Origin of the sequence: Halomonas colorata, from assembly GCF_014897985.1 — a bacterium.
Taxonomy (GTDB): Bacteria; Pseudomonadota; Gammaproteobacteria; order Pseudomonadales; family Halomonadaceae; genus Vreelandella; species Vreelandella colorata.
Window position 1 is genome coordinate 34,750 of sequence record NZ_JABUZA010000005.1, and the last position, 22,136, is coordinate 56,885.

Here is a 22,136-nt window from a genome sequence, read left to right on the forward strand (position 1 = left end):
GTTGAGCCTGCTATGCGTCTACTCCACACCGCCGACTGGCACTTGGGAAGGTTGTTTCACAACATCTCACTGCTTGAAGACCAGCGCCACGTTCTAAACCAGCTGATCGAGATCGTTGACCGCGAAGGCGTAGACGCTGTGCTGATTGCAGGCGATATCTATGACCGCTCGGTGCCGCCTGCCGCGGCCGTCACGCTACTCGATGATGTGCTGGGTGAGCTTTGCCAAGCGCGTGGCTTGCCGGTAGTGATGATTTCCGGCAACCACGACGGTGCCGAGCGCTTGGGCTTTGGCGCACGCCATCTGCGTCAGGCTGGGCTGCATATTCTTTCTGACTTGAGCGCATGCGATACCCCTATTACGCTCGCCATCAACGGCGTCGAGGTGGATATTTTTGGCGTGCCTTACGCCGACCCGGAATACGTACGCAGCCAGTTCGGTGAGCTGGTCCGCGACTTTGATAGCGCCCACCGTTACCTGCTAAAGCGTATTGATGGAAAGCGCCATGCTACCCGCCCGACCATACTGATGAGCCACTGCTTTGTAGATGGCGGCAGCGCGTCTGATTCCGAGCGCCCGTTAACCCTGGGCGGTGCAGAAAGCGTTGCCTGGGAGCCCATGCAGGGCTTTGACTATGTCGCGCTTGGTCACTTACATGGTCCGCAATACCGCGGCGGCGAGCATATTCGCTACAGCGGTTCACTGCTTAAATACAGTTTTTCCGAAGCCCGGCAGCGTAAAGGCGTTACGCTTGTGGATATAGGTAAAGAGGGCATTACCGGCATTGAGCATCGCCCGCTGGTGCCCAGGCGTGAAGTGCGCGTGCTGGAAGGCGAGCTTGATGAGCTGTTGCGGCAAGGGCGCGAGGACTCACGTGCCGATGATTATTTGCTGGTTAGACTAACCGACCGCCACGCCATTTTAGACCCCATGGGCAAGCTGCGCGCGGTTTACCCTAACGTTTTGCATCTCGAAAAGCCTGGCATGCTGGGTGGGGAACAGCGTCAGCAGCTGGACCGCGAACGGCTGCGCTTTAATGCCTTGGACATGTTCAGCGACTTCTTCGAACAAACCAGCGGTGACACCATGAGCGCTGACCAGGCGCGCGCCATGAGTGATTTGATTACTTCCCTCAGCCGCGATGAAGAGGGCCAGCCATGACGCCACTCGTACTCACCATGCAGGCTTTCGGCCCCTTTGCGGCAGAGGAGAGCATCAACTTTGCTCAGCTGGGTAGAAGCCCGCTGTTTTTGATCAACGGCCCGACAGGCGCCGGAAAAAGCTCGATTCTGGACGCCATCTGCTTCGCGCTTTATGGCCAGACCACGGGGGAAGAGCGCTCGGGCACCCAGATGCGCTGCGACCAGGCCGCGGATACGTTGCTAACCGAAGTAACGCTGGATTTTTACCTGCGTGGAGAGAGCTATCGGGTGCGTCGCGTGCCTCAGCAGGAACGCCCCAAGGCGCGAGGCGAAGGGACGACGACGCAAAATGCGGAAGCCCAGCTGTGGCGGATAACCGCTGAGGGGAAGGAAAATCAGTGCCTCGTCGCGCGTAGCGTTAACGATGCTACCGCTCAAGTGCAGGCACTGCTGGGGTTGGATGCCAGCCAGTTTCGTCAGGTAATGGTGCTGCCCCAGGGAAAATTCAGAGAGCTGCTGCTGGCGGAGTCGAAAGATCGCGAAAAGATTTTTTCCCAGCTATTTCAAACCCAAATTTTTCAACGCATTGAAGAGCATCTGCGCACGCAGGCCAATCAAATAGAGCGGGCGGTGAAAGATCACCAGCACCGCGTGCAGGGCATTCTGGATGCAAGCGATAGTGAAAGCGAAGCAGCGCTTATTGAAGCGCTGGAAACGCTGGCGCCAGAGCATCAGGCTGCGGAACAGGCGTTAGCCATTGCCAAACAGCAGCGTGAACAGGCAGAGGCTGCCGAGCGACAAGGGCAGGAGTGCCAAGCGCTTTTTGATCGCCATGCGGCTCTGGGCGCAGAAAAAAACCAGCTGCTACACCAACAGCCAGAAATAGAACGCGCTCAGCAGCGCCTAAGCGCCCATGAACAGACCCAGGCGCTGGCCGAATCCTTTCACCGCGTGCAAACGGCGCAGCAAACGGCACGCGCTACTCAGCAAGAAAGCGTTCAGGCTCAAACGGCCGTCGAAAAACAGCAGGCGACGCATCAACACGCTCAGCAAGCGTTACACCAGGCACAAACCCGCTACCAGCAGTTGCCGGAACGCCGTGAACAGGCGGGTCGTTTACAGCAAGCATTGGAGCAGTTTCAGGCGCTCACTGGTGTAGAGCAGTCGCTGCAGCAGGCGCAACAAACATGGCAAAGCCTGCATCAAAAGCTTGACCAACAAACGCAGCAGCGCAACACCATCGCTGAGCAGGGCGAGGCGCTTGCCGCCAAGCTAAAAGCGGAACAGATAGAGCGCAATAACCTCGCGGGCTGCGGTGAGGTATTAAAAAGCCGTCAGGCGCTGCACGCGCAGCGGAAATCACTGGCCGGGCTTGAATCCCAGCGCACTGCCTTGGCTGAGCAAGTGGCTCAGGCGGCAAGCGATATTGAGCATCATCAGCAAGCGGTTGAACGCTATAAGCGTCGCGCCACAGAACAGGAGATGCACTGGCATCATGGCCAGGCCGCGTTACTCGCCGCTCGGCTGCAAACCCAGCAGCCTTGCCCGGTGTGCGGCAGCTGTGAGCACCCCGCGCCCGCCATACAGGAACAGCCCCCCGTTACCCAAGCGGATGTGAAGCGAGCACGCACGGAGCATGAACAGGCGCACCAAGCGCTGATGCAGGCTCAACAGTTGCAGCAGCGTTTGGCCCAACAGCTTAAGTATAACGATGAGCAGAGCGAGTACTTGCGCCATACGCTTGGCGAGTGGAGCACCAAATCGTTAAGCGCGCTGGAGGCTGCCTGCCAGGAGAGCCAGCAGCATGTTGAACGCTATCAAGTGCTTACCCAAGAGCTTGCGTCGCAGGAACGTACGCTTGAACAACAGCGCAGTGAATGGAAAGCGCTGGATAGCCAGATAAAGTCTCAACAGCCTGAGTTAGAGGCCGCCCAAAAGCACTGCCATCAGTTGGAAGCCCAGTGTGAACAGCTGCGCAGGACGTTGCCCGAGACGCATGGGTCACTTGAAGCGCTGCAAGCAGAGCTTCGCCGAGTGCAAGGTGATATTCAGCAGTCTGAGGCGGCGTGGCAATCTGCTCAGGAGAGTGCTCATCACGCACAAACGGCGCTGGCCCGCGCTGAAACCACGTTGTCAGATATTGTTCAGCGCGCTGGCGCCGCTACTCAGGCGCTAAGCACGGCCCAAAACGAATGGCAGCTGGCGCTAAGCGGTAGCGCTTTCGACAGCGACACTGACTTTCTTCAGGCCCGACTGGAAGCGCCTGAGCGTCAAGCGCTAATTGAAAGCGTTACCCACTTTCAGCAGGCATTGGCCAAGCTGGATGGTCAGCTTGAGGCAAGCCAGGCACGCCTTGAGGGGCTAACGCCGCCTGATTTGACAGCCTTGGCTGAGCAAGTGACTGCCGCGCAGGCGCATGAGCAGGTTTGCGATCAAACCTACCAGCGCTTGACGGCGCGAATTACTCAGCTAACCGCCACTCAGCAAAAGCTCAAGGCTGCCCACGCTGCCGAGGCGGAGCTTGAAGCCGAGTATCGGCTGTGGGGAACGCTGAGCGAGATTGCCAATGGACGCACCGGGCATCGCATTAGCCTGCAGCGTTTTGTGCTTGGGGTACTGTTGGACGACGTACTTATTCAGGCATCCGAGCGGCTGGTGCGGATGAGCCGGGGGCGTTATCAGCTGGTACGCCGTGAAGACCCTTCCAAGGGTAATAAGGCGTCTGGTTTGGAGCTTGATGTTGCTGATACCTATACCGGTAAAAATCGGCCCGTTGCGACGCTTTCGGGCGGTGAATCGTTTATGGCCGCATTGGCACTGGCACTGGGACTTTCAGATGTGGTGCAGGCGTATGCGGGGGGCATTCAGCTCGATACGCTATTTATTGATGAAGGCTTTGGCAGCCTGGACCAGGATGCCCTTGATCAAGCCATCGCCATGCTGAGCGAGCTGCAAATGGGCGGGCGCATGATTGGAATTATTTCGCATGTCAGCGAACTCAAAGAGCAAATGCCGGTTCGTATAGAGGTACGTGCCAGCCGCCAAGGCAGCACGGTGCAAGTACAAGGCGTTTTATAGCGTTTTAAGTGCACTAAACTCAGTTCTGTCTATCAGCTCAAGGAGTACAGGGATGAACGCAAGTAAAATTCTTCAGCAGCTTATGCAGCAAGCTGGCGGTAGTCAGAAAAGCGGCAGTGGTGTCGATGTTAAAGGCATCCTCGGTGGGCTTTCTAAACAGTTAGGTGGCAGCAGCCAGGGTGGTAGCTCCTCTAGTGGTTTTGATGTTAAGAGCCTTTTGGGCGGTGGCGCCATGGGCATGCTGGTCGGCTCCAAACGTGGCCGTAGCATGGGCGGTAAAGCGCTCAAGTATGGTGCTATTGCAGGTGTTGGCATGTTGGCCTGGAAGGCCTGGCAGAATTCACAGGCGGCTAAAAACCAGCCAGCCACCAGCAGTGAAGCAGAAGGCGAGCGCGTTGATGTATTAAGCGGCGAGATTCAAGAGCGCCGTAGCCTTGAGCTATTGCAGGCCATGATAATGGCGGCCCGCGCTGACGGGCATATTGATGAGCAGGAACAGGTGCTGATTACTGAGCAGATTGATGCGCTAGGGGCCGATCAGGAGATGCATAACTGGGTCGAAAGACAGCTAAAGGCTCCACTGGATGCTGAAGCGCTTGCCCGTGAAGCCGACTCGCCCCAGGCCGCCCGGGAAATGTATTTAATGAGTGTTGCGGTAACTGATGACCAGAACCCCATGGAGCGCGCCTGGTTGGATCAGCTGGCACAGGCGTTAAAGCTTACTCCAGAGGTCACCCAAGAGCTTGAGCATCAGGCTCAGCAGGCGGGCTGATAGCATTTTCATTTTCACATTAAAAGCGCCGCCAGGGTGCTGGCGGCGCTTCATTTTTACCGGTGGCAATCGCCTAAACGGCGTTACCGATTATTCCTGAACGACAATAACGGATTTCGCATTGACGAATTCGTGCATACCAAAGCCGCCGTGTTCGCGCCCATAGCCTGAGTCCTTGACCCCGCCAAACGGCATTTCCGGGGTGGCAACACCAAAGCCATTGATAAACACCATACCGGTATCGAAGTACTTGCTGGCAAGCTCCGTGGCACGCTTGGTATCTTTGGAGATGATTCCGCCGCCCAGGCCGTAACGGCTGTCGTTGGCGATGCGCATGGCGTCTTCATCGTCCTTGGCACGAATCAGTGCTGCCACCGGGCCAAACAGTTCGTCATCGTAGGCGGGCTGGCCTGGGGTGACGTTATCCAGCACGGTCACCGGATAGAAAGCACCTTTACCGGTTGGCTTTTCGCCGCCGCAGAGTATTTTGGCGCCTTTGCTGACACTCTGCTCCACCTGTTCGTGCAGCGCATCGCGCAAATCCACGCGCGCCATCGGGCCAAGATCGGTATCGCTAGCGTTCGGATCACCCACTTTTAACGATTTCATTTTCTCTACGAAGCGCTCTTTAAAGGCTTCGTAATTGGCATCTGTGACCACAAAGCGCTTGGCCGCCACACAGGTTTGGCCGCCGTTGAATATCCGGCCCTGAACGCAGGTATTAACCGCGACCTCAAGATCGGCGTCATCGAGTACCAAAAAGGCGTCGTTAGAGCCCAGCTCCAGCACGGTCTTTTTCAAATACTCAGCTGCCTTGGCCGCCACTTTACGGCCTGCGCCGTCGCTGCCCGTGAGCGTCACACCGCGTACGGCTTTGTGAGCGATCACTTCATCAGACGTATCGTGGGATATGACCAGCGTGCGGAAGACGTTTTCAGGCAGGCCCGCCTCGCGGTAAATCTTTTCAAGCAACAGGCCGCTGCCGGTCACGTTTTCAGCATGTTTTAGCAGTACGCTGTTGCCCGCCATGATATTGGCGATTGAGTAGCGTACGACTTGATACGCCGGGAAGTTCCACGGCTGGATGCCGTAAATAACGCCCATCGGCGAGTAGGTAATAAAACCGCGCTCGCCATTGCCGGGCTTGCGCTCTTCATCGGCCAGTTTCGTCGGGCCGTTCTCTGCCGTGTAGTCGCAGATTCCAGCACAGAGGTCAACTTCCTGGCGGGCTTGCTCAGGTGGTTTGCCCATTTCTTTGACCATTAGATCGGCCAGTTCATCTTTATGGGCGTTTAACGCTTCGCCGATCGCTTTAACGACCTTGGCGCGCTGCTCAAGAGATTTTAAACGCCATTCAAGAAATGCCTGATGGCTTGCTTCGACAACCTGCTTCGCCTGGCTGGAATCCATCAGCGTATAGGTATTTAGCGATTCACCGGTAGTCGGGTTAATGGTCGTGATGCTGTTGCTCATAAGATCTCCTATCTTTAGATCAACGCGTATCGTTAGATCAACGCTTCAATGTCCATATCGGTTAAAACCGACTGGTCTAATCAAGGTGGCTATCTACCTTAGTAGACAATCAGCCTTTATGCGTAATAGTGGGGCAGTAACATTTTTAAAGAGTTCGGAAAGCGCTAATAAAAAGCTAGCAAGCTCTATATCAATTGTTGCGTGACGTATTTATCGCTAATGGCCCAGCCCCGCTTTTTAAAGCCAGTACTTAAAGAGAGGGCCATACTTCGCCCAGCGTACGTAGAGCTGCATCAATGGTTGGTTCTTCTGCGCGGTCTTTACGCCAGATCAGGCTAAGTGCGCAAGGCAGGCGAATATCATTGGCAACGACAAGGCCGCTTTCCTGACGCTCGGTCATGGCCAGAGCGTCGCGTGCCAGGCTCAAGCCAACGCCCGCGCGGACTAAATCGAGCATGCAGGCTTCTTGATCGACTTTGGCAACGCGGTTGGGCGTGGCGTCACTGCTGGCAAGCGCGTGGTGTAAAAGGCGGTGATGGGCCGAGTCCTCGGGCGTGACGATCCAGGGCAACCGGGCCAAGGCTTCCCAACGTGTATCGGCCAACTGGGCATCCCAGCCCATTGGGGCAACAACATAATAGTGAAAATGAGTCAACTCGCGCCAAGCAAGCGCTTCATGGTTGGTACCCAGGCCGGGCGGCGCCAGATAAAACCCTACATCCAGATCACCTTGCTCAACACGTCTTAACGTACTGCCGCTCATTCCGTGATGAAGCTCGGTTTCAAGCTGCGGTGCCTGTGTCATTAAGCGGCGCAAAAAAGCGCCCAGGCGAATAAATTCCGGGTCGACAATTGTACCTATCTTGAGCTTGCCTCTTGGTGTGCTGTGCAGGGTATTGGCCGTTTGCTCAAAAGCATAGGCGCTGGCCAGGGCTTTCTCGGCAGAGGGGAGGAGGGCATGGCCATCGGAGGTTAACGCTAAGCCCTGTGAGCGGCGTTCAAACAACGTAAGCCCCAGATTTAGCTGAAGCTGCTTCAACTTTAGACTGATAGCCGGCTGGGTAAGGTGCAACTGTTCCGCCGCGCGTGAGACGCTGCCTAGCCGGGCCACAGTCACAAATGCCCGTAGCGTCGCATATTCGTGCATATCGCCTCCTCGTTATTATTTTGTTATTAGCAGAGCTTATATCCCAATTTAAATTTACTCAATTGCTTGCAGAAGCAATCACGCTAGTCTGGGGAGATCTAATTTGCTCTGCTTATAAAGGTAGCCGTGATGACAACAACAGCAATTCAGCACTTTATTAATGGCCAAGTCAGCGACGGGAGCGCAGGCGATGCTCAGGATGTGTTCAATCCGGCCACCGGCCAAGTAACCGGCCGCGTTACCCTAGCGTCGTCAAGCGATGTGGATGCGGCCGTAAAAGCAGCCAGTGCAGCGTTTCCTGTGTGGGCCGATACGCCTCCCATTCGCCGGGCCCGGGTGTTATTCAAGTTTCTGGAATTATTGAATACCCATAAAGATGCCTTGGCCGAGGCGATTACCCAGGAGCATGGCAAGGTATTTACCGATGCTCAGGGCGAGGTGGCGCGTGGAATCGATATTGTCGAGTTTGCCTGCGGCATCCCCCAACTGCTTAAAGGTGACTACACCGAGCAGGTGAGTACCGGTATCGATAACTGGACTGTCCGCCAACCGCTTGGCGTTGTGGCGGGTATCACGCCGTTTAACTTCCCGGTGATGGTGCCGATGTGGATGTTCCCAATCGCCATCGCCACGGGTAACACCTTTATTCTCAAGCCCAGCCCGCTCGACCCTAGCGCTTCATTAATGCTGGCAGATCTTCTAAAGCAGGCCGGTTTACCCGATGGCGTGTTTAATGTGGTGCAGGGGGGGAAAGAAGCTGTCGAAGCCTTAATCGATCACCCCGAGGTAAAAGCGCTCTCGTTTGTCGGCTCTACACCAATTGCCAACCTGATTTATGAGCGGGGTGCCAAACACGGCAAGCGGGTACAGGCGCTGGGCGGGGCGAAAAACCATATGGTCGTCATGCCCGATGCGCATCTCGATAAAGCGGTGGATGCATTAATCGGCGCTGCCTACGGCTCGGCGGGCGAACGCTGCATGGCGATTAGCGTGGCGGTACTGGTTGGCGACGTGGCCGATAGCGTGGTGGCCAAGCTTGCCGAGCGTGCCAAAACGCTAAAAGTAAAAGATGGCATGCAGCAGGACGCCGAAATGGGGCCGATCGTAACGCGCCAGGCCCTCCAACGTATTACCGGCTATATCGAAAAAGGCGTAGCGGAAGGCGCTGAGCTGGTTGTGGATGGCCGCAGCTTTGATACCGCCCAGGCAGGTGATGACTGTGCCGACGGCTTCTGGATGGGCGGAACGCTCTTCGATCACGTCATGCCGGAAATGACGATCTATAAAGAAGAGATCTTTGGCCCGGTATTGGTATGTGTGCGCGTGCCGGATATCGCCACGGCCATTCAGTTAATCAACGATCACGAATTCGGCAATGGCGTTAGCTGCTTTACCGAAAGCGGCAGCGTGGCAAGAGAGTTTGGGCGCCGCATTCAGGTCGGCATGGTGGGGATCAATGTACCTATTCCGGTGCCGATGGCGTGGCATGGCTTTGGTGGTTGGAAGCGTTCATTGTTCGGCGATACCCACGCCTACGGTGAGGAGGGCGTACGTTTTTATACCAAGCAGAAGTCGATTATGCAGCGCTGGTCAGAGTCGATCGATAACGGGGCTGAGTTTGTGATGCCAACTGCCAAGTAATAAATAAGCAGTAATAAGTTGATGCGGAGCAAGGCAAATGACACAACAACAAACCTTGGCATTTGACTACATCGTGATAGGCGCAGGCACCGCAGGGTGCCTGATGGCCAACCGGTTAAGCGCCGACCCGAATAATCGGGTGCTGCTGATCGAGGCGGGCGGGCGCGACAACTATCACTGGATCCATATTCCGGTGGGGTATCTGTACTGCATTAATAACCCGCGCACCGACTGGCTGTTTCGTACCGAACCCGAGCAGGGCTTGAACGGCCGCTCGCTGATTTACCCGCGCGGTAAAACCCTGGGCGGCTGTTCGAGTATCAACGGCATGATTTATATGCGCGGCCAGGCGCGCGATTACAACCACTGGGCAGAATTCGTGGGTGATGATGACTGGCGATGGGAGAACTGCCTGCCGGACTTTATGCAGCATGAAAGCCACTACCGGCTGGATGAAGGAGGCGATGCGGATGCCGAGCAGCGCGACTTTCACGGCGATGGCGGTGAGTGGCGGGTTGAAAAGCAGCGCTTGAAATGGGATGTGCTGGACGATTTTGCCGAGGCGGCCGTGCAGGCTGGTATACCCCGCACCCAGGATTTTAACCGCGGCAATAATGAAGGCGTTGCCTACTTTGAAGTAAACCAGCGCAATGGTTGGCGTTGGAACACGGCCAAGGCGTTTTTGCGCCCCGCGCTTAAACGTAAAAACCTGACGCTTTGGCACTCTACCCAGGTGAATCGGCTCTGCTTTGAAAATGATCAGGGCAGCCCACGCTGTAAAGGAGTAGACGTTACCCAGCGCGGTAAAAACCTGAACGCCCGCGCCAGCAAAGAAGTAATTTTGTGCGCTGGTGCCATTGGCTCGCCGCATATTTTGCAGCTATCGGGTATCGGGCCTAAAGCGCATCTTGAAGAGCACGCCATTGAGGTGGTGCATGACCTGCCGGGGGTAGGTGAGAATCTGCAAGATCATCTCCAGATCCGCTCAGTGTATCGTGTCACCAATGCAAAAACGCTTAATGCTGTAGCAGGCACTTTGCTGGGTAAGGCAGGTATTGGCTGGGAGTATTTATGCAAGCGTACTGGACCCATGAGCATGGCGCCGTCACAACTTGGCGCTTTTACCCGCAGTTCTAACGAGTATGAGTACGCTAATATTCAGTACCACGTTCAGCCATTAAGTCTTGAGGCGTTCGGGCAGCCGCTGCATCCTTATCCGGCCATTACCGCCAGTGTATGCAACTTAAATCTCACCAGCCGCGGAACGGTGCGTTTAAAAAGCCGCAACCCTTCCCAGGCCCCGGCAATTGCGCCCAACTATTTAAGTACGCCTGAAGACCGCAAGGTAGCCGCAGATTCGCTCAGAATGACTCGCCGGATTGCCGAACAGCCCGCGTTTGCCAAATACGCGCCGGAGGAAGTGAAGCCTGGCCCTGCGTATCAAAGCGATGACGAACTGACGCGTCTGGCCGGCGATATTGGCACGACTATCTTCCATCCGGTAGGCACTACAAAAATGGGCCGTGCAGATGATCCCTTGGCTGTGGTAGATGCAAAATTAAGAGTGCATGGAATCAAGGGACTACGCGTTGCTGATGCGGGAGTCATGCCGACGATTACCAGCGGAAACACCAATTCTCCGACCCTGATGATCGCCGAAAAAGCGGCTAAATGGATATTAAATGAGATTTAGAATAAAAATTGTTGCATAAAGTTTTTTTTTCAGCATAGTGTTGACGTGCGGCTGAGTTAAGCGCATGCTTCACGCAGTTGGTTAGCAAGTCGAACGTTGTCAGCAGTATCGAACGCCTAAGCGTGAGTCTGGTGAAAGTTTCTTGTTCTACCCACTGCAATTCGGGTATTTCCCGGCTTTACATTAAGCTACATCGAGGATTTCGATCATGGCAACTGGTACCGTTAAGTGGTTTAACGACACTAAAGGTTTCGGCTTCATTTCTCCGGACGACAATGGCGACGACCTGTTCGCGCACTTCTCCGAAATTCAAGCTGACGGTTTCAAAACTCTGCAAGACGGCCAGAAGGTTTCCTTCGACGTCACTCAGGGTAAAAAAGGCCTTCAGGCTTCTAACATCAAAGTTGTGAACTAAGTTTCACTATTGATGTTTGCAGCTAGCGGTTAACGCTAGTTGGCTTAAGACCCCGCCATGTGCGGGGTTTTTTGTGTGGCAAAGAAAAACTTTTTATTCTATTTCGATATTTAAATGTTTCTAAAAATAACTTTTTAGAATATGAGGTTGGCGTCACAATAGCGCATGCTTTTTTGTTAGGGATGCTGCGTTATGACGCTGGATGCTTGGATTGCGATCGCTGTTGTTATCACTATTTTTCCATTAATGAGCGTATCGCGGTTAGGGCCGGATATTATTCTGCTGGGTGCCGTTATTCTACTGATGACGCTGGGGGTGATTGATCCCGCCCAGGCGTTAAGCGGCTTTTCCAATAGCGGTCTGTTCACGGTCGCCTTTATGTATGTGCTGGTGGCCAGCATCCGCGAAACGGGCGGCATCGATCTGATTATTCGTTATGTTCTGGGGCGGCCGAAAAGCGAGCGCGGCGCCCTGGTTCGGCTCCTGTTACCGGTTGCCTCGTTAAGCGGTTTCTTGAATAACACGCCCGTAGTCGCTACCTACATACCGGCCGTGATGAGCTGGAGCCGTCGGCTGCGGCGCTCACCTCAACGGCTACTCATGCCGTTAAGCTTTGCCTCCATTCTGGGCGGCACTATTACGCTGTTCGGTACCAGCACCAACTTGGTCGTGCATGGGCTGCTGGTTGATCGCTATCCTGATTTGACCATGGGGCTGTTTGATCTTGCCTGGGTGGGGATCCCCGTGGCCGTGGTGGGGCTGACTTACCTGATCCTGTTAGGGCCACGCCTGCTGCCTGCCCGTGAGGGCTTGGGGAATGCCTTTGCCAATCCGCGTGAGTTCACCATTGAAATGGAAGTCGATCGGGAGGGCGTCCTGGTCAATCGCACGGTCGAAGAAGCAGGCTTGCGCCATCTCCAAGAGCTTTTTCTGGTTGAAATCGAGCGCGATGGCAACGTGGTAAGCGTCGTGGGGCCCGGGGAGCAGTTAAAGGGCGGCGACCGGTTGGTGTTTGCCGGTACCAGCGATGCCGCCGTGGAGCTTCAGCAGATTCGTGGCCTGATACCCTCGCGCGATAGCGCTTCAAGCCTGGAAAAAGAGTTTAAAGAACGCCGCCTGGTCGAGGCCGTAGTCTCCAACCAGTGTCAGTTTATCGGTCAGCGCATTCGCGACGGGCGCTTTAGAACGCTTTACGGGGCGGCCGTACTGGCGATTTGCCGAGGCGGCGAAAGGGTCACCGGTAACCTTGGGCAGGTGCGTTTGCAGTCTGCTGACGTGCTGCTGTTGGAAGCTCGCCCGCCGTTTATCGAGCGTCATCGACAGTCAAAAGACTTCCTGCTGATCAGTGAGTTGAACGGCTCTGCACGGCCGGTTCATGAAAAGGCGCCGCTGGCCTGGGGAATTTTATTAGGTGCGGTGCTGCTGGCGGCATTCGGCGTGGTGAGCATGCTAAATGCCGCCATGCTGGGCGCGGCACTGGCGCTTGTTACTGGCTGCTGCTCGGTAGAAGCGGCCAAGCGCGGGCTGGATAGTCAGGTGCTTTTAACTATTGCTGCATCGTTCGGGGTAGGGGCGGCGCTGCAAAGTTCGGGAGCGGCTGACGCTATTGCCGGTGGCGTTTTGAATATTGTGGGCGGTAATCCGTGGCTGCTCTTGATAGGCACTTACTGTGTGGTCGCGCTATTGACTGAGCTGGTGACCAATAACGGCGCTGCCGTGATTATCTTCCCTGTGGTGATGGCCGCCGCCGAGAGCCTGGGAGTAAACCCCATGCCGTATGTGGTCGCTGTTATGTTTGCCGCTTCGGCCAGCTTTTTAACCCCGATCGGCTATCAAACCAATTTGATGGTGTATGGCCCCGGCGGCTATCGTATCAGTGATTTTCTACGCGTAGGCGGTGGTTTAAACGTCATTACCGGGGCAATCGCGCTGGCCCTGATTCCCTTGGTGTGGCCCTTTTAAGCTCGGATATAGCCCTTTTAAGCGCAAGTGCTCGCCGCCACTGCCGGTTTGCGCTAGGGTGCTTTTTTAATTAATACGTAAGGACAAGTAACATGACCGAACCTGGCGAACTGATTATTGAACCGCAAAATGGGCAGCCCGCCGATGCCTGCGTGTTTATTATTCATGGCTTGGGCGCTGATGGGCATGATTTCGAGCCGCTGGTACCCGCGCTTAACCTTCCCAAGGATGCCAGCGTGCGTTTTATCATGCCTCACGCGCCTCGGCTGCCGGTCACCGTTAACGGCGGGATGGTTATGCCTGCCTGGTACGATATATTAGCCATGGATTTAGGCCGTAGGGTGGATGAAGCTCAGCTCAAACGCTCTGCTGAACGTATTCAGGCGCTGATTCAGGAACAGATCGATCAAGGTATCGACAGCCAGCGGATTATCGTGGCGGGTTTCTCTCAGGGTGGAGCGGTTGCCTATCAGGCGGCGTTATCGTTTCCGCTGCCGTTAGGCGGGCTGTTGGCAATGTCGACCTACTTTGCCACCGCGGACAGCATTGAAGCCAGCGAGGCGAACCAGCACATTCCTATCGAAGTGCATCACGGCAACTTTGACCCGATCGTGGCGGAGAGTTTAGGCCGTGCAGCGCTTGAGCGGCTCAAGACGCAGGGCTACGCAGCTAACTACCGTCAGTACCCGATGGCTCACGCGCTTTGCCCCCAGCAGGTAGGCGATATTGGCCGCTGGCTAAGTGAGCGTTTAGCGTAAGGCTGCGTCGACAAGTGATCAAAAGGCAGGCACAGTAACCTATCGAAAAGCCGGTGCAAGGATAGCAAAGGCAGTGATAGCGTCCCTTGATGTTATAGAAGTTCTATTAGCGCTTTGTCTTCTGACAGCAGCGCTGTTGTGTTTATTTGATCGCCACTTGGTGCGTGCCTGCTGCTGCTTTGGGGTGTTTACCCTGAGCATGGCGCTGGCCTGGCTGACATTAGGCGCGCCTTGGCTAGCAATTGCAGAAGCAATCATTGGCGCGCTACTCACCGTACCCTGCTTTTTTTACGCGTTAGGCATCTTTTCCACCAACTCGTCTGCTTTACCGCGCTATGATCACTTTAAAGAGTCGCTGACACGGGGCATGACTCGCACGCTGTTGGCGCTTGCCTGGTGCGTCATGGTTGGCACAGTCATCCGCTTTGTACTCCCCGCTATGGTTTATTCCCCGCTTGAGCATCCATTGCTGTTCGTTGGTGTGGTGATCGTTGCCACCGCGATGGGCGCTTTTGCCTGGCATCGGCATTTATTACGCCGTCTGCTGGCGTTTAATGTGATGGGTTCCGGTGTGTTTTTACTCTTGGCGGGGATGGCGGGCACGAGCGTGCAAGGCCAAGCGTTTATTACCATTGGGCTGGTGGTCGCTTGGCTTGGCTCCTTGCTGAGCGCCTTGTTGATTCGAACGCTCTATCTGCGCGAAGGGCCAGCGGCGTTACTGGGTGCCAGCGAGCCTCAGGAGTCGAAGCAATGATGTGGCGATTTGGTCTAACAGACAGCACGTTTGAGCCGCTGTTAACCAGCCACTGGGCGTTGGCCATTGCCTTGTGCCTGCCGCTTGTATTGGGTGGTTTGGCGGCGGTATGGCCTCCAAAGCGCATGTGGGTAGTGGCCCTGGCGTGTGCTCCACTGCTGGTGTCTGGGCTTTTATTATTGATCGACTTTACGCAGATAGGGTTGCTGCGTTGGCAAGAGGAGGTGCTGGGAGTCAGCATTGGACTGCGCCTTAATGGGGTAAGCATACTGCTGTTACTCTTGACGCAATGGCTGGGCGCGGCATCGGCACTCTATACGCCTGGCCTGCTGAGCGTTTCGCCGCCGGAACGCCTAGCCCGCTGGCTGTGGCCGCTGATGGGCGTGGTAGTCAGCGCGCTTTCATTGGTTTGGCTGGCGACCGACCTTATTACGCTCTACCTCGCATTGGAGCTGATGGGGTTGGCAGCCGTCGGCATGCTGTTATTGTCAGGTAAGACGCCAGCGCTTTTTGCCAGCATGCGCTATTTACTGCTCACCCTGGTGGGGTCGCTTGCCTATTTATTAGGGGTGGCGCTGCTGCTGGGCTACTGGGGGCAAGTTGATTTAGCCGGGCTTGCGCAGGTGGTTGAACCAGGCCCGGTTACCTGGGTGGCAGCGGCGTTGATCGGTGGCGGGCTTGCCTTAAAGGCTGCCTTGTTTCCGCTGCACGCCTGGCTTTCCCCGGTGCATGCCAGTGCCTGGACACCGGTAAGCGCGCTGCATGCAGGGCTGGTGGTTAAAGCTTCGCTGTTTGTGTTGCTGCAGCTGTGGAGTATTTTGCTACCGGATACCTTTTGGGCGCCTCGCCTAGTCGCCTGGATGGGGATGCTGGCGATTATTTGGGGCGGATTGATTGCCTGGCGCGCCGAGTCGCTTAAAACGCTGGTGGCTTCATCAACGGTTGCCCAGCTTGGGTACCTGATGGTGGTATTTCCGTTGTTGTTAGGCCCAAACGTTGGGCCACTTGCCAAGGCGCTGGCCTGGGAAGGGTTCTGGCTGCAGTTAATGGGTCATGCGTTAGCCAAAGCCGCCATGTTTCTGGCCGCCGGCAATTTGATTCTGGCAACCGGTGAAACCACGCTGAAGGGGCTGGCAGGCTGTAGCCGCAAGCTGCCGCTTTCGTTATTAGTGTTTGGCATTGCCTCGGTCACATTAATGGGGCTGCCGCCTAGCGCAGGCTTTACGGCCAAATGGCTGCTGTTGCAGGCCATGGTGATATCCCAGCAGTGGTGGGCGGTGGCCGCGCTATTAATCGGCACGCTGTTAACGGCTGCGTATGTTTTTCGGTTTTTCCGCTACTCTTTTATGGAAACTGCCCCGCGCCACCACTATCAGCCGCTTTCCCCGGGTATGGATATCATCGCGCTTTGTTTGGCATTGGCAGCCTTTGTCTTGGGGCTGCTCGCTCACTTTCCGTTAGAACTTCTCCATGGGGGTAGCTTATGAACGCCGCTTGGCTACCTTTAACGGCCATTGCCGCCTCCCTGTTGGCCGCCGTGATTATTTTCTCCCTACCTGAAGAGTCAAGGCGGCTGCGTACCAGCATTAACTTGCTGGCCGCCGTGATTAAAATCACGCTGGTCACGTTGATGATTCAGCGGGTAGTGGCGGGCGATGAGGCTATTTTCAGTTTTCAGATAGTGGGCAATATTGATTTTGTCCTGCGTGCTGATGCGCTGGGGGTGATGTTTGCCGGGCTGTCGTCACTGCTTTGGCTGTGTACGACGGTTTACGCTATCGGGTATCTAGAGGGCACTGCGAATCGTAAGCGCTTCTTTGGCTTCTTCAGCCTGTGTGTGGCGAGTACGTTAGGCATCGCGCTTGCGGGAAATCTGTTTACCTTTCTGATTTTCTACGAAATGCTGACGCTTTCCACCTATCCGCTCGTGGTTCATTCGGGCACTGATAAAGCCCTGAATGCGGGGCGGATTTATCTGCGCTATACCTTGACCGCCGGTGTCGTGCTGCTTTTCGGCGTGGTGCTGTTATATAGCGTAACGGGCGAGCATTCGTTTGCCTCTGAACGAGGCCTGGGTGACTACCTGGGCGATCACCGCACTTTACTCACGTTTATCTTCGCCCTGCTGGTGGGCGGGTTTGCCGTGAAGGCCGCCATGGTACCGCTGCATGGTTGGCTGCCCAGGGCGATGGTGGCGCCTGCGCCGGTCAGCGCGCTGCTGCACGCGGTAGCCGTGGTAAAAGCCGGCGCCTTTGGGATCTTGCGGGTTATTTATGATCTTTACGGTATCGAGCTAAGCGTTGAGCTGGGCGTGACCACAGCCCTTGCCGTGGCGGCCTGTATTACCATTATTTATGGCTCGGTGCGGGCCATCGCTCAGCACGAGTTAAAGCCTCGGCTCGCCTTCTCTACCATCAGTCAGGTGTCGTATATCGTGCTTGGCGTAAGCTTATTTGGCCCCTTTGGAACGATCGGTGCGCTTGCCCATTTGTTGCACCAGGGACTTATGAAGGTGACGCTGTTTTTCTGTGCGGGCATCTATGCAGAAGAGCTGGGCATTCACCGTATTGATGAGATGGACGGAGCTGGTAAGCGCATGCCGCTTACCAGCTTGGCCTTTACGGTGGGGGCGCTAGGCATGATTGGTTTACCCCCCTTCGCTGGGTTTATCACCAAATGGTATTTGGGTATTGGCGCCATTCAGGCTGAAATGTACTGGGTCATTGCCGTACTTGTTGCCAGTAGTGCGCTGAATGCGGCCTATTTTCTGCCGATTGTGTATCGCCTGTGGTTTCGTGTGGGGCCTGCCCATGGCCATGGCCGCTGGCCAAACGAGCAGCGCCTGGGGCGTTTGGAAACCCATGGTTGGCTGCTTTGGCCGGCGGTGTTTACCGCGGTGATCAGTCTGGCCGCGGGGCTGCTTGCCGGGCTGCCGTTTAGCCCGCTGGACTGGGCAACCCGGGTAGCGGTAGGGGAGTATTTACAATGATAACGCTGCTGCTGGTAAGTGCACTCTGCTGGCCGCTGTGCGTGATGCTGCTGGGGATATGGCAGGCCTATCGTACTCCCGCTGTTCAGCGGCGTTATTTCTCATGGTGGTGGTTAAGTGCGGCGTGGCCCGCGCTCTTGCTAGCTTACGCAGGCGAATCCCAGTGGATAATCGATGCCTGGATGCTGGGCGGGCAGTGGTCACTGAACGCGCTTAGCCGCCCATGGCTGGCATTCACGGCGCTGCTCTGGAGCTTCGCGGCCTTTCATGCCCGGGGTTACTTTGCCAAGGAGCAGGCAAAGGCTCAGACGGGCGATCATGCCGCCGAACGCCGCTTGCTGCGCCTGGCCCTGCTATGGCCGCTGACGTTTGTGGGCAATGTTTTGCTGATTATCGCTCAGGATATCGCCAGCTTTTACCTGGGGTTCGCGGTGATGACGTTTGCCGCCTACGCCCTGGTAATACATAACGGCACGCCTGAGGCGAAGCTGGGCGCGAAAGCCTATCTGATTCTGGCGGTCATCGGTGAAAACTTGATTTTGGGTGGCCTACTTTGGGCGGCGGGCAGTGCGGAAACGCTGTTGTTGGAGGGCGTGCGTGAAGGTATCGCCACTGCCGAGCATGGCGCTCTGATGGCGGGCTTGCTGTGGCTGGGGCTGGGCATTAAAGCGGGTGTCATCGGCCTGCATGTGTGGCTGCCGCTGGCGCATCCCGCTGCCCCGGCACCGGCTAGCGCCGTATTAAGCGGGGCGATGATCAAGGCAGGGTTGCTCGGCTGGATTTATGTACTGCCCCTTGGGGAGCCCGCCATGTCAGAAGCGCTAGTCCGTCTGGGTGAAATAATCCTGATAGCGGGATTAGCCGCGGCTTTTGGAGCGGCGCTATATGGCGTGTGGCAGCGTCATCCCAAAGCAATACTTGCCTACTCCAGTATCAGCCAGATGGGCATGCTCACCGCGATGATTGCCATGGGGTTGGCAGCGCCAGACGTATGGCCTTTGCTGTTACCGGGCGTTGTGCTGTTTGCTGCCCATCACGCGCTGGCGAAAGGGGCGCTGTTTATGGGTACCAGTATTAGTGAACACTTACCTCGCTGGCCGTTAGCGGTCGTGTGGATATTGCTGGCACTCCCCGCGTTATCGCTTACCGGGGCGTTTGGCGCGGGCCTGATCAGCAAGTGGACCGTGAAGAGCGCTCTGTATGAGATGCACCATGAGCAGTTGATTACACTGTTAACCTGGGCAGCCATTGGTACGTCAGCACTGGTAAGCGTTAGCTTATGGCGCCAATGGCAGCAGCGTAGCGCAGGCGGTAGCCATCCGGGCCAGTGGGGCGCCTGGCTTGCGACATTGGTCGCTGCGCTAATGACCCCGGTGTGGCTGCCACTTCCCGAGGCAAGCGTTGCCATCCCACCGCTGAAAGAATGGGTTAGCCTGATGTGGCCGCTACCTGCTGGGGTGTTAATGATTGGGTTTGGCTTGCTATTAACGCGCCGCCTGCGTATCGGCACGCCACCTGCCGGTGATTTGTGGTGGCTTTATGCACCGCTCGGTTACACAGTGGTGAATGCGCTGCGCTTAAGCGGCGCGTGGCTTAAGAATGCTAAATCGACATCTGTTGATATCACTCTATTGATTGAAAAGCAGGTAATGAGGCGCTTAACTCAACTAACGGGCATGGAAGGCTGGATGCGGCACCATACGAGCGGTTTGATGATGGCGCTCGCTATCACACTGGCACTGTTACTAATCTGGGAAGGGGCATAATGAGCCACGAGAATGCACCGAACCATCGGGGACGGGATGCCGAGAAGCCAGATGAAATTACGCGCCGTGGTTGGTTTGACATCGTGTGGCGCGTGCTGCGCGCCGCCAAGCGTGACCGTCTTACCATGCTGGCCGCTGGCGTTGCGTTTTACGCACTGTTAGCGCTATTTCCAACCATTGCCGCAGTGATCTCGCTGTGGGGATTACTGTTCGACCCGGTTGAAGCGGGTCGGCAGCTTTATGAGATAAGCCGCTTTATGCCGCCTGATGCGGCAGACCTTATTGACCAGCAGACCCAGGCAGTGGTTGAAAGTACCGAATCAGGCAGCGTGATGACGGTGCTTGTGGGGCTTTTGGTCGCGATGTATATCGCCTCCAAAGGGGTAGGTGTGCTCGTGGTGGGACTCAATGTGGTTTATGGCGAAAAGGAGCGGCGTAACGTCTTTCTTCGTGGCGTTGTATTAACACTGCTGACGTTTGGGCTGATCGGCATGACGCTTATATCGCTTGGCTTTATCGCTATCGTACCGGTGCTGGTCGACGCATTAATCGTGGAACCTCCCTTTGATCAGCTATTTAAGTGGCTGCGCTGGCCTGCGTTATTGGTCATCATGAGCTTTTTAATTGCCTTATTGTATCGGTTTGCGCCGTATCGACGAGCAGCGCAGTGGAGCTGGTTAAGCTACGGCACGCTGTTGGCCACCATATTATGGCTACTGGGATCGGGTGGGCTTTCCCTTTATGTGCGCTTCTTCACAAGCTTCAGCGAGCTTTACGGCTCACTGGGCGCGGTGGTGGTGTTAATGATGTGGTTTTGGCTTTCTGCCTTTGTGGTATTGCTTGGCGCAGAAGTGAACAGTGAGATGGAGCGCCAGACCTATAGGGACACCACCATAGGCGAGGATCGTCCATTAGGTGAACGCGAAGCCTTTGCCGCCGATACGCTAGGTGTTGAAAACCCTTGGAACGGTGATAAAGAATAAACCCGCCAGTAGCTAGCTGGCGGGTTTCCCGTACGCTTATCGAGGATATTTACCCTCGTTATATAAGGCTCTTTACAGAAGTTCTTCAGCCGCCAGCGCCAGGCGCGAGCGCTCAACGCTTTTAAGCGTAATGTGCCCGGCATGCGGCCAATCACGGAAACGCTCGACCACGGCCGCCATGCCGCAGGTATTGGCGGTCAGGTAAGGCGTATCGATTTGCCCTACGTTGCCTAAACAGACAATCTTGGTATTACGCCCGGCTCGGGTCACCAGCGATTTAAGCTGTTTAGGAGTAAAGTTCTGCGCCTCGTCAATAATCAAAAAGGTGTCGTTTAAGGTGCGCCCGCGCATAAAGCTGGGCGAGCGAATTTGCACCCGCGAGCCGATCAGTTGCCGTGTGGCGCCATTATCCCAGGTGGATTCCCCTTCGTCATTGCGCAGCAGGTTGTCCATATTGTCGTGGAAGGCACCCATCCACGGCGACATTTTCTCCTCTTCAGTGCCGGGCAGAAACCCGATGTCCTCACCCATGGGAATAGGGGCGCGGGTAAACACAATGCGTTCAAACTGCTTGGTATCCAGGGTCTGCTGGAAAGCTGCCGCCAGGGTCATGAACGTTTTGCCCGTGCCTGCATTACCGGCAATCGTCACCAGGTCGATGTCCGGGTCCATCAGTAGGTTAAGGGTAAAGTTTTGACGACTATCGTGAGCGTGAACTCCCCATACGCCGGAGTGGTGGCGGTAGTTGGTTAAGAGCTGCAAGCGGGCTGATGAGGGGGAAAGCTCACGGATAATGGCTTCAAACTCGGCGCCGTTTTCGCAATCGGATACCAGCATCCCCAAGTGCCAATGGCGGGGCATGTCACCACTTAGCTGATAAAACGTATGATGGTCTACCCGTTCAACGGTGACATCGACATTGAGCGTTTCCCAAAGCGTGGCGCCATCATGCCCGGCATCGGCATAGATCTGGGCACCTTCGATCATCGCGTCACTATCTGAGAATGCCCGGTCGTTAAAGTAATCTTCTACCGGTACCTTAAGTGCCGCGGCCTTGACGCGTAGATTGATGTCTTTGGTGATCAGGATGACGGACGCGTCAGGGCGTTCGTCACGCAGGCGACAGGTTTCAGCCAAAATGCGGTTATCGGGGCTATCGTCTAATGCATCGAACGGTTTCAGGTCGTTGTAGCACAAAAAGTGCAGGCGCCCGGTTTCCCCACTGATCCGGGGGATGGGAATGCCGCGCTGAATTTCATCAAAAGTAACTTGGTTGGTAAGGTCAGAGAGCGTACGGCTAATTTGCCGTGCCGTACGGGCGATTTCTCGAATTCCGTTTTTGTGCTTATCCAGTTCCTCAAGGACAGTCATGGGGATAACCACGTCATGCTCGTCGAAGTGATAGAGCGCAGCGGGGTCATGGATCAGGACATTGGTGTCCAGGACATAAAGCCTAGTCGCTTTCTTATCGAGTCTTACCATCGGTGGAATAACTCCTTGGTTGACGGCAACATCGACACTGGCAGTTACATCTTACGCCTATATGACACTTGCCTGTGTCGT

General features: G+C 55.8%; 16 protein-coding genes. 13 read left to right on the forward strand and 3 right to left on the reverse strand.

What is annotated here, in order from left to right; translation table 11 throughout:
* Positions 1-12: 12 nt before the first annotated feature.
* The 3 genes from INT33_RS04080 to INT33_RS04090 are packed head-to-tail and all read left to right on the forward strand — an operon-like array spanning position 13 to position 4,992.
* Entirely contained in the window at positions 13-1,161 is a 1,149-nt protein-coding gene (locus tag INT33_RS04080; RefSeq protein ID WP_193091180.1) for an exonuclease SbcCD subunit D, read from the forward strand.
* Positions 1,158-4,220 (forward strand): AAA family ATPase, encoded by a 3,063-nt coding sequence (locus INT33_RS04085; RefSeq protein ID WP_193091181.1) that lies wholly within the window; start codon positions 1,158-1,160, stop codon positions 4,218-4,220. The genes INT33_RS04080 and INT33_RS04085 overlap by 4 nt, the downstream gene beginning before the upstream one ends.
* A gap of 52 nt (positions 4,221-4,272) precedes the next feature.
* Positions 4,273-4,992: a tellurite resistance TerB family protein gene (locus tag INT33_RS04090; RefSeq protein WP_193091182.1), complete on the forward strand. Its 720-nt coding sequence runs from the start codon at positions 4,273-4,275 to the stop codon at positions 4,990-4,992.
* A 90-nt stretch (positions 4,993-5,082) separates the two neighbouring features.
* Here INT33_RS04090 and INT33_RS04095 read toward each other — a convergent pair whose 3' ends face one another.
* Together INT33_RS04095 and INT33_RS04100 are read right to left on the reverse strand one after the other, a co-directional pair.
* A complete protein-coding gene (locus tag INT33_RS04095) occupies positions 5,083-6,465 on the reverse strand; it encodes an NAD-dependent succinate-semialdehyde dehydrogenase (RefSeq protein WP_193091183.1) in 1,383 nt (460 codons plus the stop codon).
* A 250-nt stretch (positions 6,466-6,715) separates the two neighbouring features.
* Positions 6,716-7,612, reverse strand: a complete 897-nt coding sequence (locus INT33_RS04100; RefSeq protein ID WP_192536831.1) for a LysR family transcriptional regulator — start codon at positions 7,610-7,612, stop codon at positions 6,716-6,718.
* 129 nt (positions 7,613-7,741) lie between these two features.
* Here INT33_RS04100 and INT33_RS04105 point away from each other — a divergent pair, with 129 nt between their 5' ends.
* The 10 genes from INT33_RS04105 to INT33_RS04150 all read left to right on the forward strand — a co-directional run bounded on the left by INT33_RS04105 (position 7,742) and on the right by INT33_RS04150 (position 20,573).
* Positions 7,742-9,253, forward strand: coding sequence for a CoA-acylating methylmalonate-semialdehyde dehydrogenase (locus INT33_RS04105; protein WP_193091184.1), 1,512 nt, complete (start codon positions 7,742-7,744; stop codon positions 9,251-9,253).
* A 37-nt stretch (positions 9,254-9,290) separates the two neighbouring features.
* Entirely contained in the window at positions 9,291-10,946 is a 1,656-nt protein-coding gene (locus INT33_RS04110) for a GMC family oxidoreductase (RefSeq protein WP_193091185.1), read from the forward strand.
* Positions 10,947-11,154: 208 nt separating this feature from the next.
* Positions 11,155-11,361 (forward strand): cold-shock protein, encoded by a 207-nt coding sequence (locus tag INT33_RS04115; protein ID WP_018916514.1) that lies wholly within the window; start codon positions 11,155-11,157, stop codon positions 11,359-11,361.
* 192 nt (positions 11,362-11,553) lie between these two features.
* Entirely contained in the window at positions 11,554-13,323 is a 1,770-nt protein-coding gene (locus INT33_RS04120; RefSeq protein ID WP_193091186.1) for an SLC13 family permease, read from the forward strand.
* Positions 13,324-13,415: 92 nt separating this feature from the next.
* Entirely contained in the window at positions 13,416-14,081 is a 666-nt protein-coding gene (locus tag INT33_RS04125) for an alpha/beta hydrolase (RefSeq protein WP_193091187.1), read from the forward strand.
* Positions 14,082-14,154: 73 nt separating this feature from the next.
* Positions 14,155-14,835, forward strand: a complete 681-nt coding sequence (locus tag INT33_RS04130; RefSeq protein WP_193091188.1) for a hydrogenase subunit MbhD domain-containing protein — start codon at positions 14,155-14,157, stop codon at positions 14,833-14,835.
* Positions 14,832-16,322: a complex I subunit 5 family protein gene (locus INT33_RS04135; RefSeq protein ID WP_193091189.1), complete on the forward strand. Its 1,491-nt coding sequence runs from the start codon at positions 14,832-14,834 to the stop codon at positions 16,320-16,322. Before INT33_RS04130 ends, INT33_RS04135 begins: the two co-directional genes overlap by 4 nt.
* Positions 16,319-17,824, forward strand: a complete 1,506-nt coding sequence (locus INT33_RS04140) for a proton-conducting transporter transmembrane domain-containing protein (protein ID WP_193091190.1) — start codon at positions 16,319-16,321, stop codon at positions 17,822-17,824. Before INT33_RS04135 ends, INT33_RS04140 begins: the two co-directional genes overlap by 4 nt.
* Positions 17,821-19,590, forward strand: coding sequence for a proton-conducting transporter transmembrane domain-containing protein (locus INT33_RS04145; RefSeq protein ID WP_193091191.1), 1,770 nt, complete (start codon positions 17,821-17,823; stop codon positions 19,588-19,590). Before INT33_RS04140 ends, INT33_RS04145 begins: the two co-directional genes overlap by 4 nt.
* Complete coding sequence (locus tag INT33_RS04150; protein WP_193091192.1) at positions 19,590-20,573, forward strand: YihY/virulence factor BrkB family protein; 984 nt, start codon at positions 19,590-19,592, stop codon at positions 20,571-20,573. The genes INT33_RS04145 and INT33_RS04150 overlap by 1 nt, the downstream gene beginning before the upstream one ends.
* A 72-nt stretch (positions 20,574-20,645) precedes the next feature.
* Here the strand turns inward: INT33_RS04150 and INT33_RS04155 are convergent, their stop codons facing one another.
* Positions 20,646-22,055 (reverse strand): PhoH family protein, encoded by a 1,410-nt coding sequence (locus INT33_RS04155; protein WP_192536841.1) that lies wholly within the window; start codon positions 22,053-22,055, stop codon positions 20,646-20,648.
* Positions 22,056-22,136: the final 81 nt, after the last annotated feature.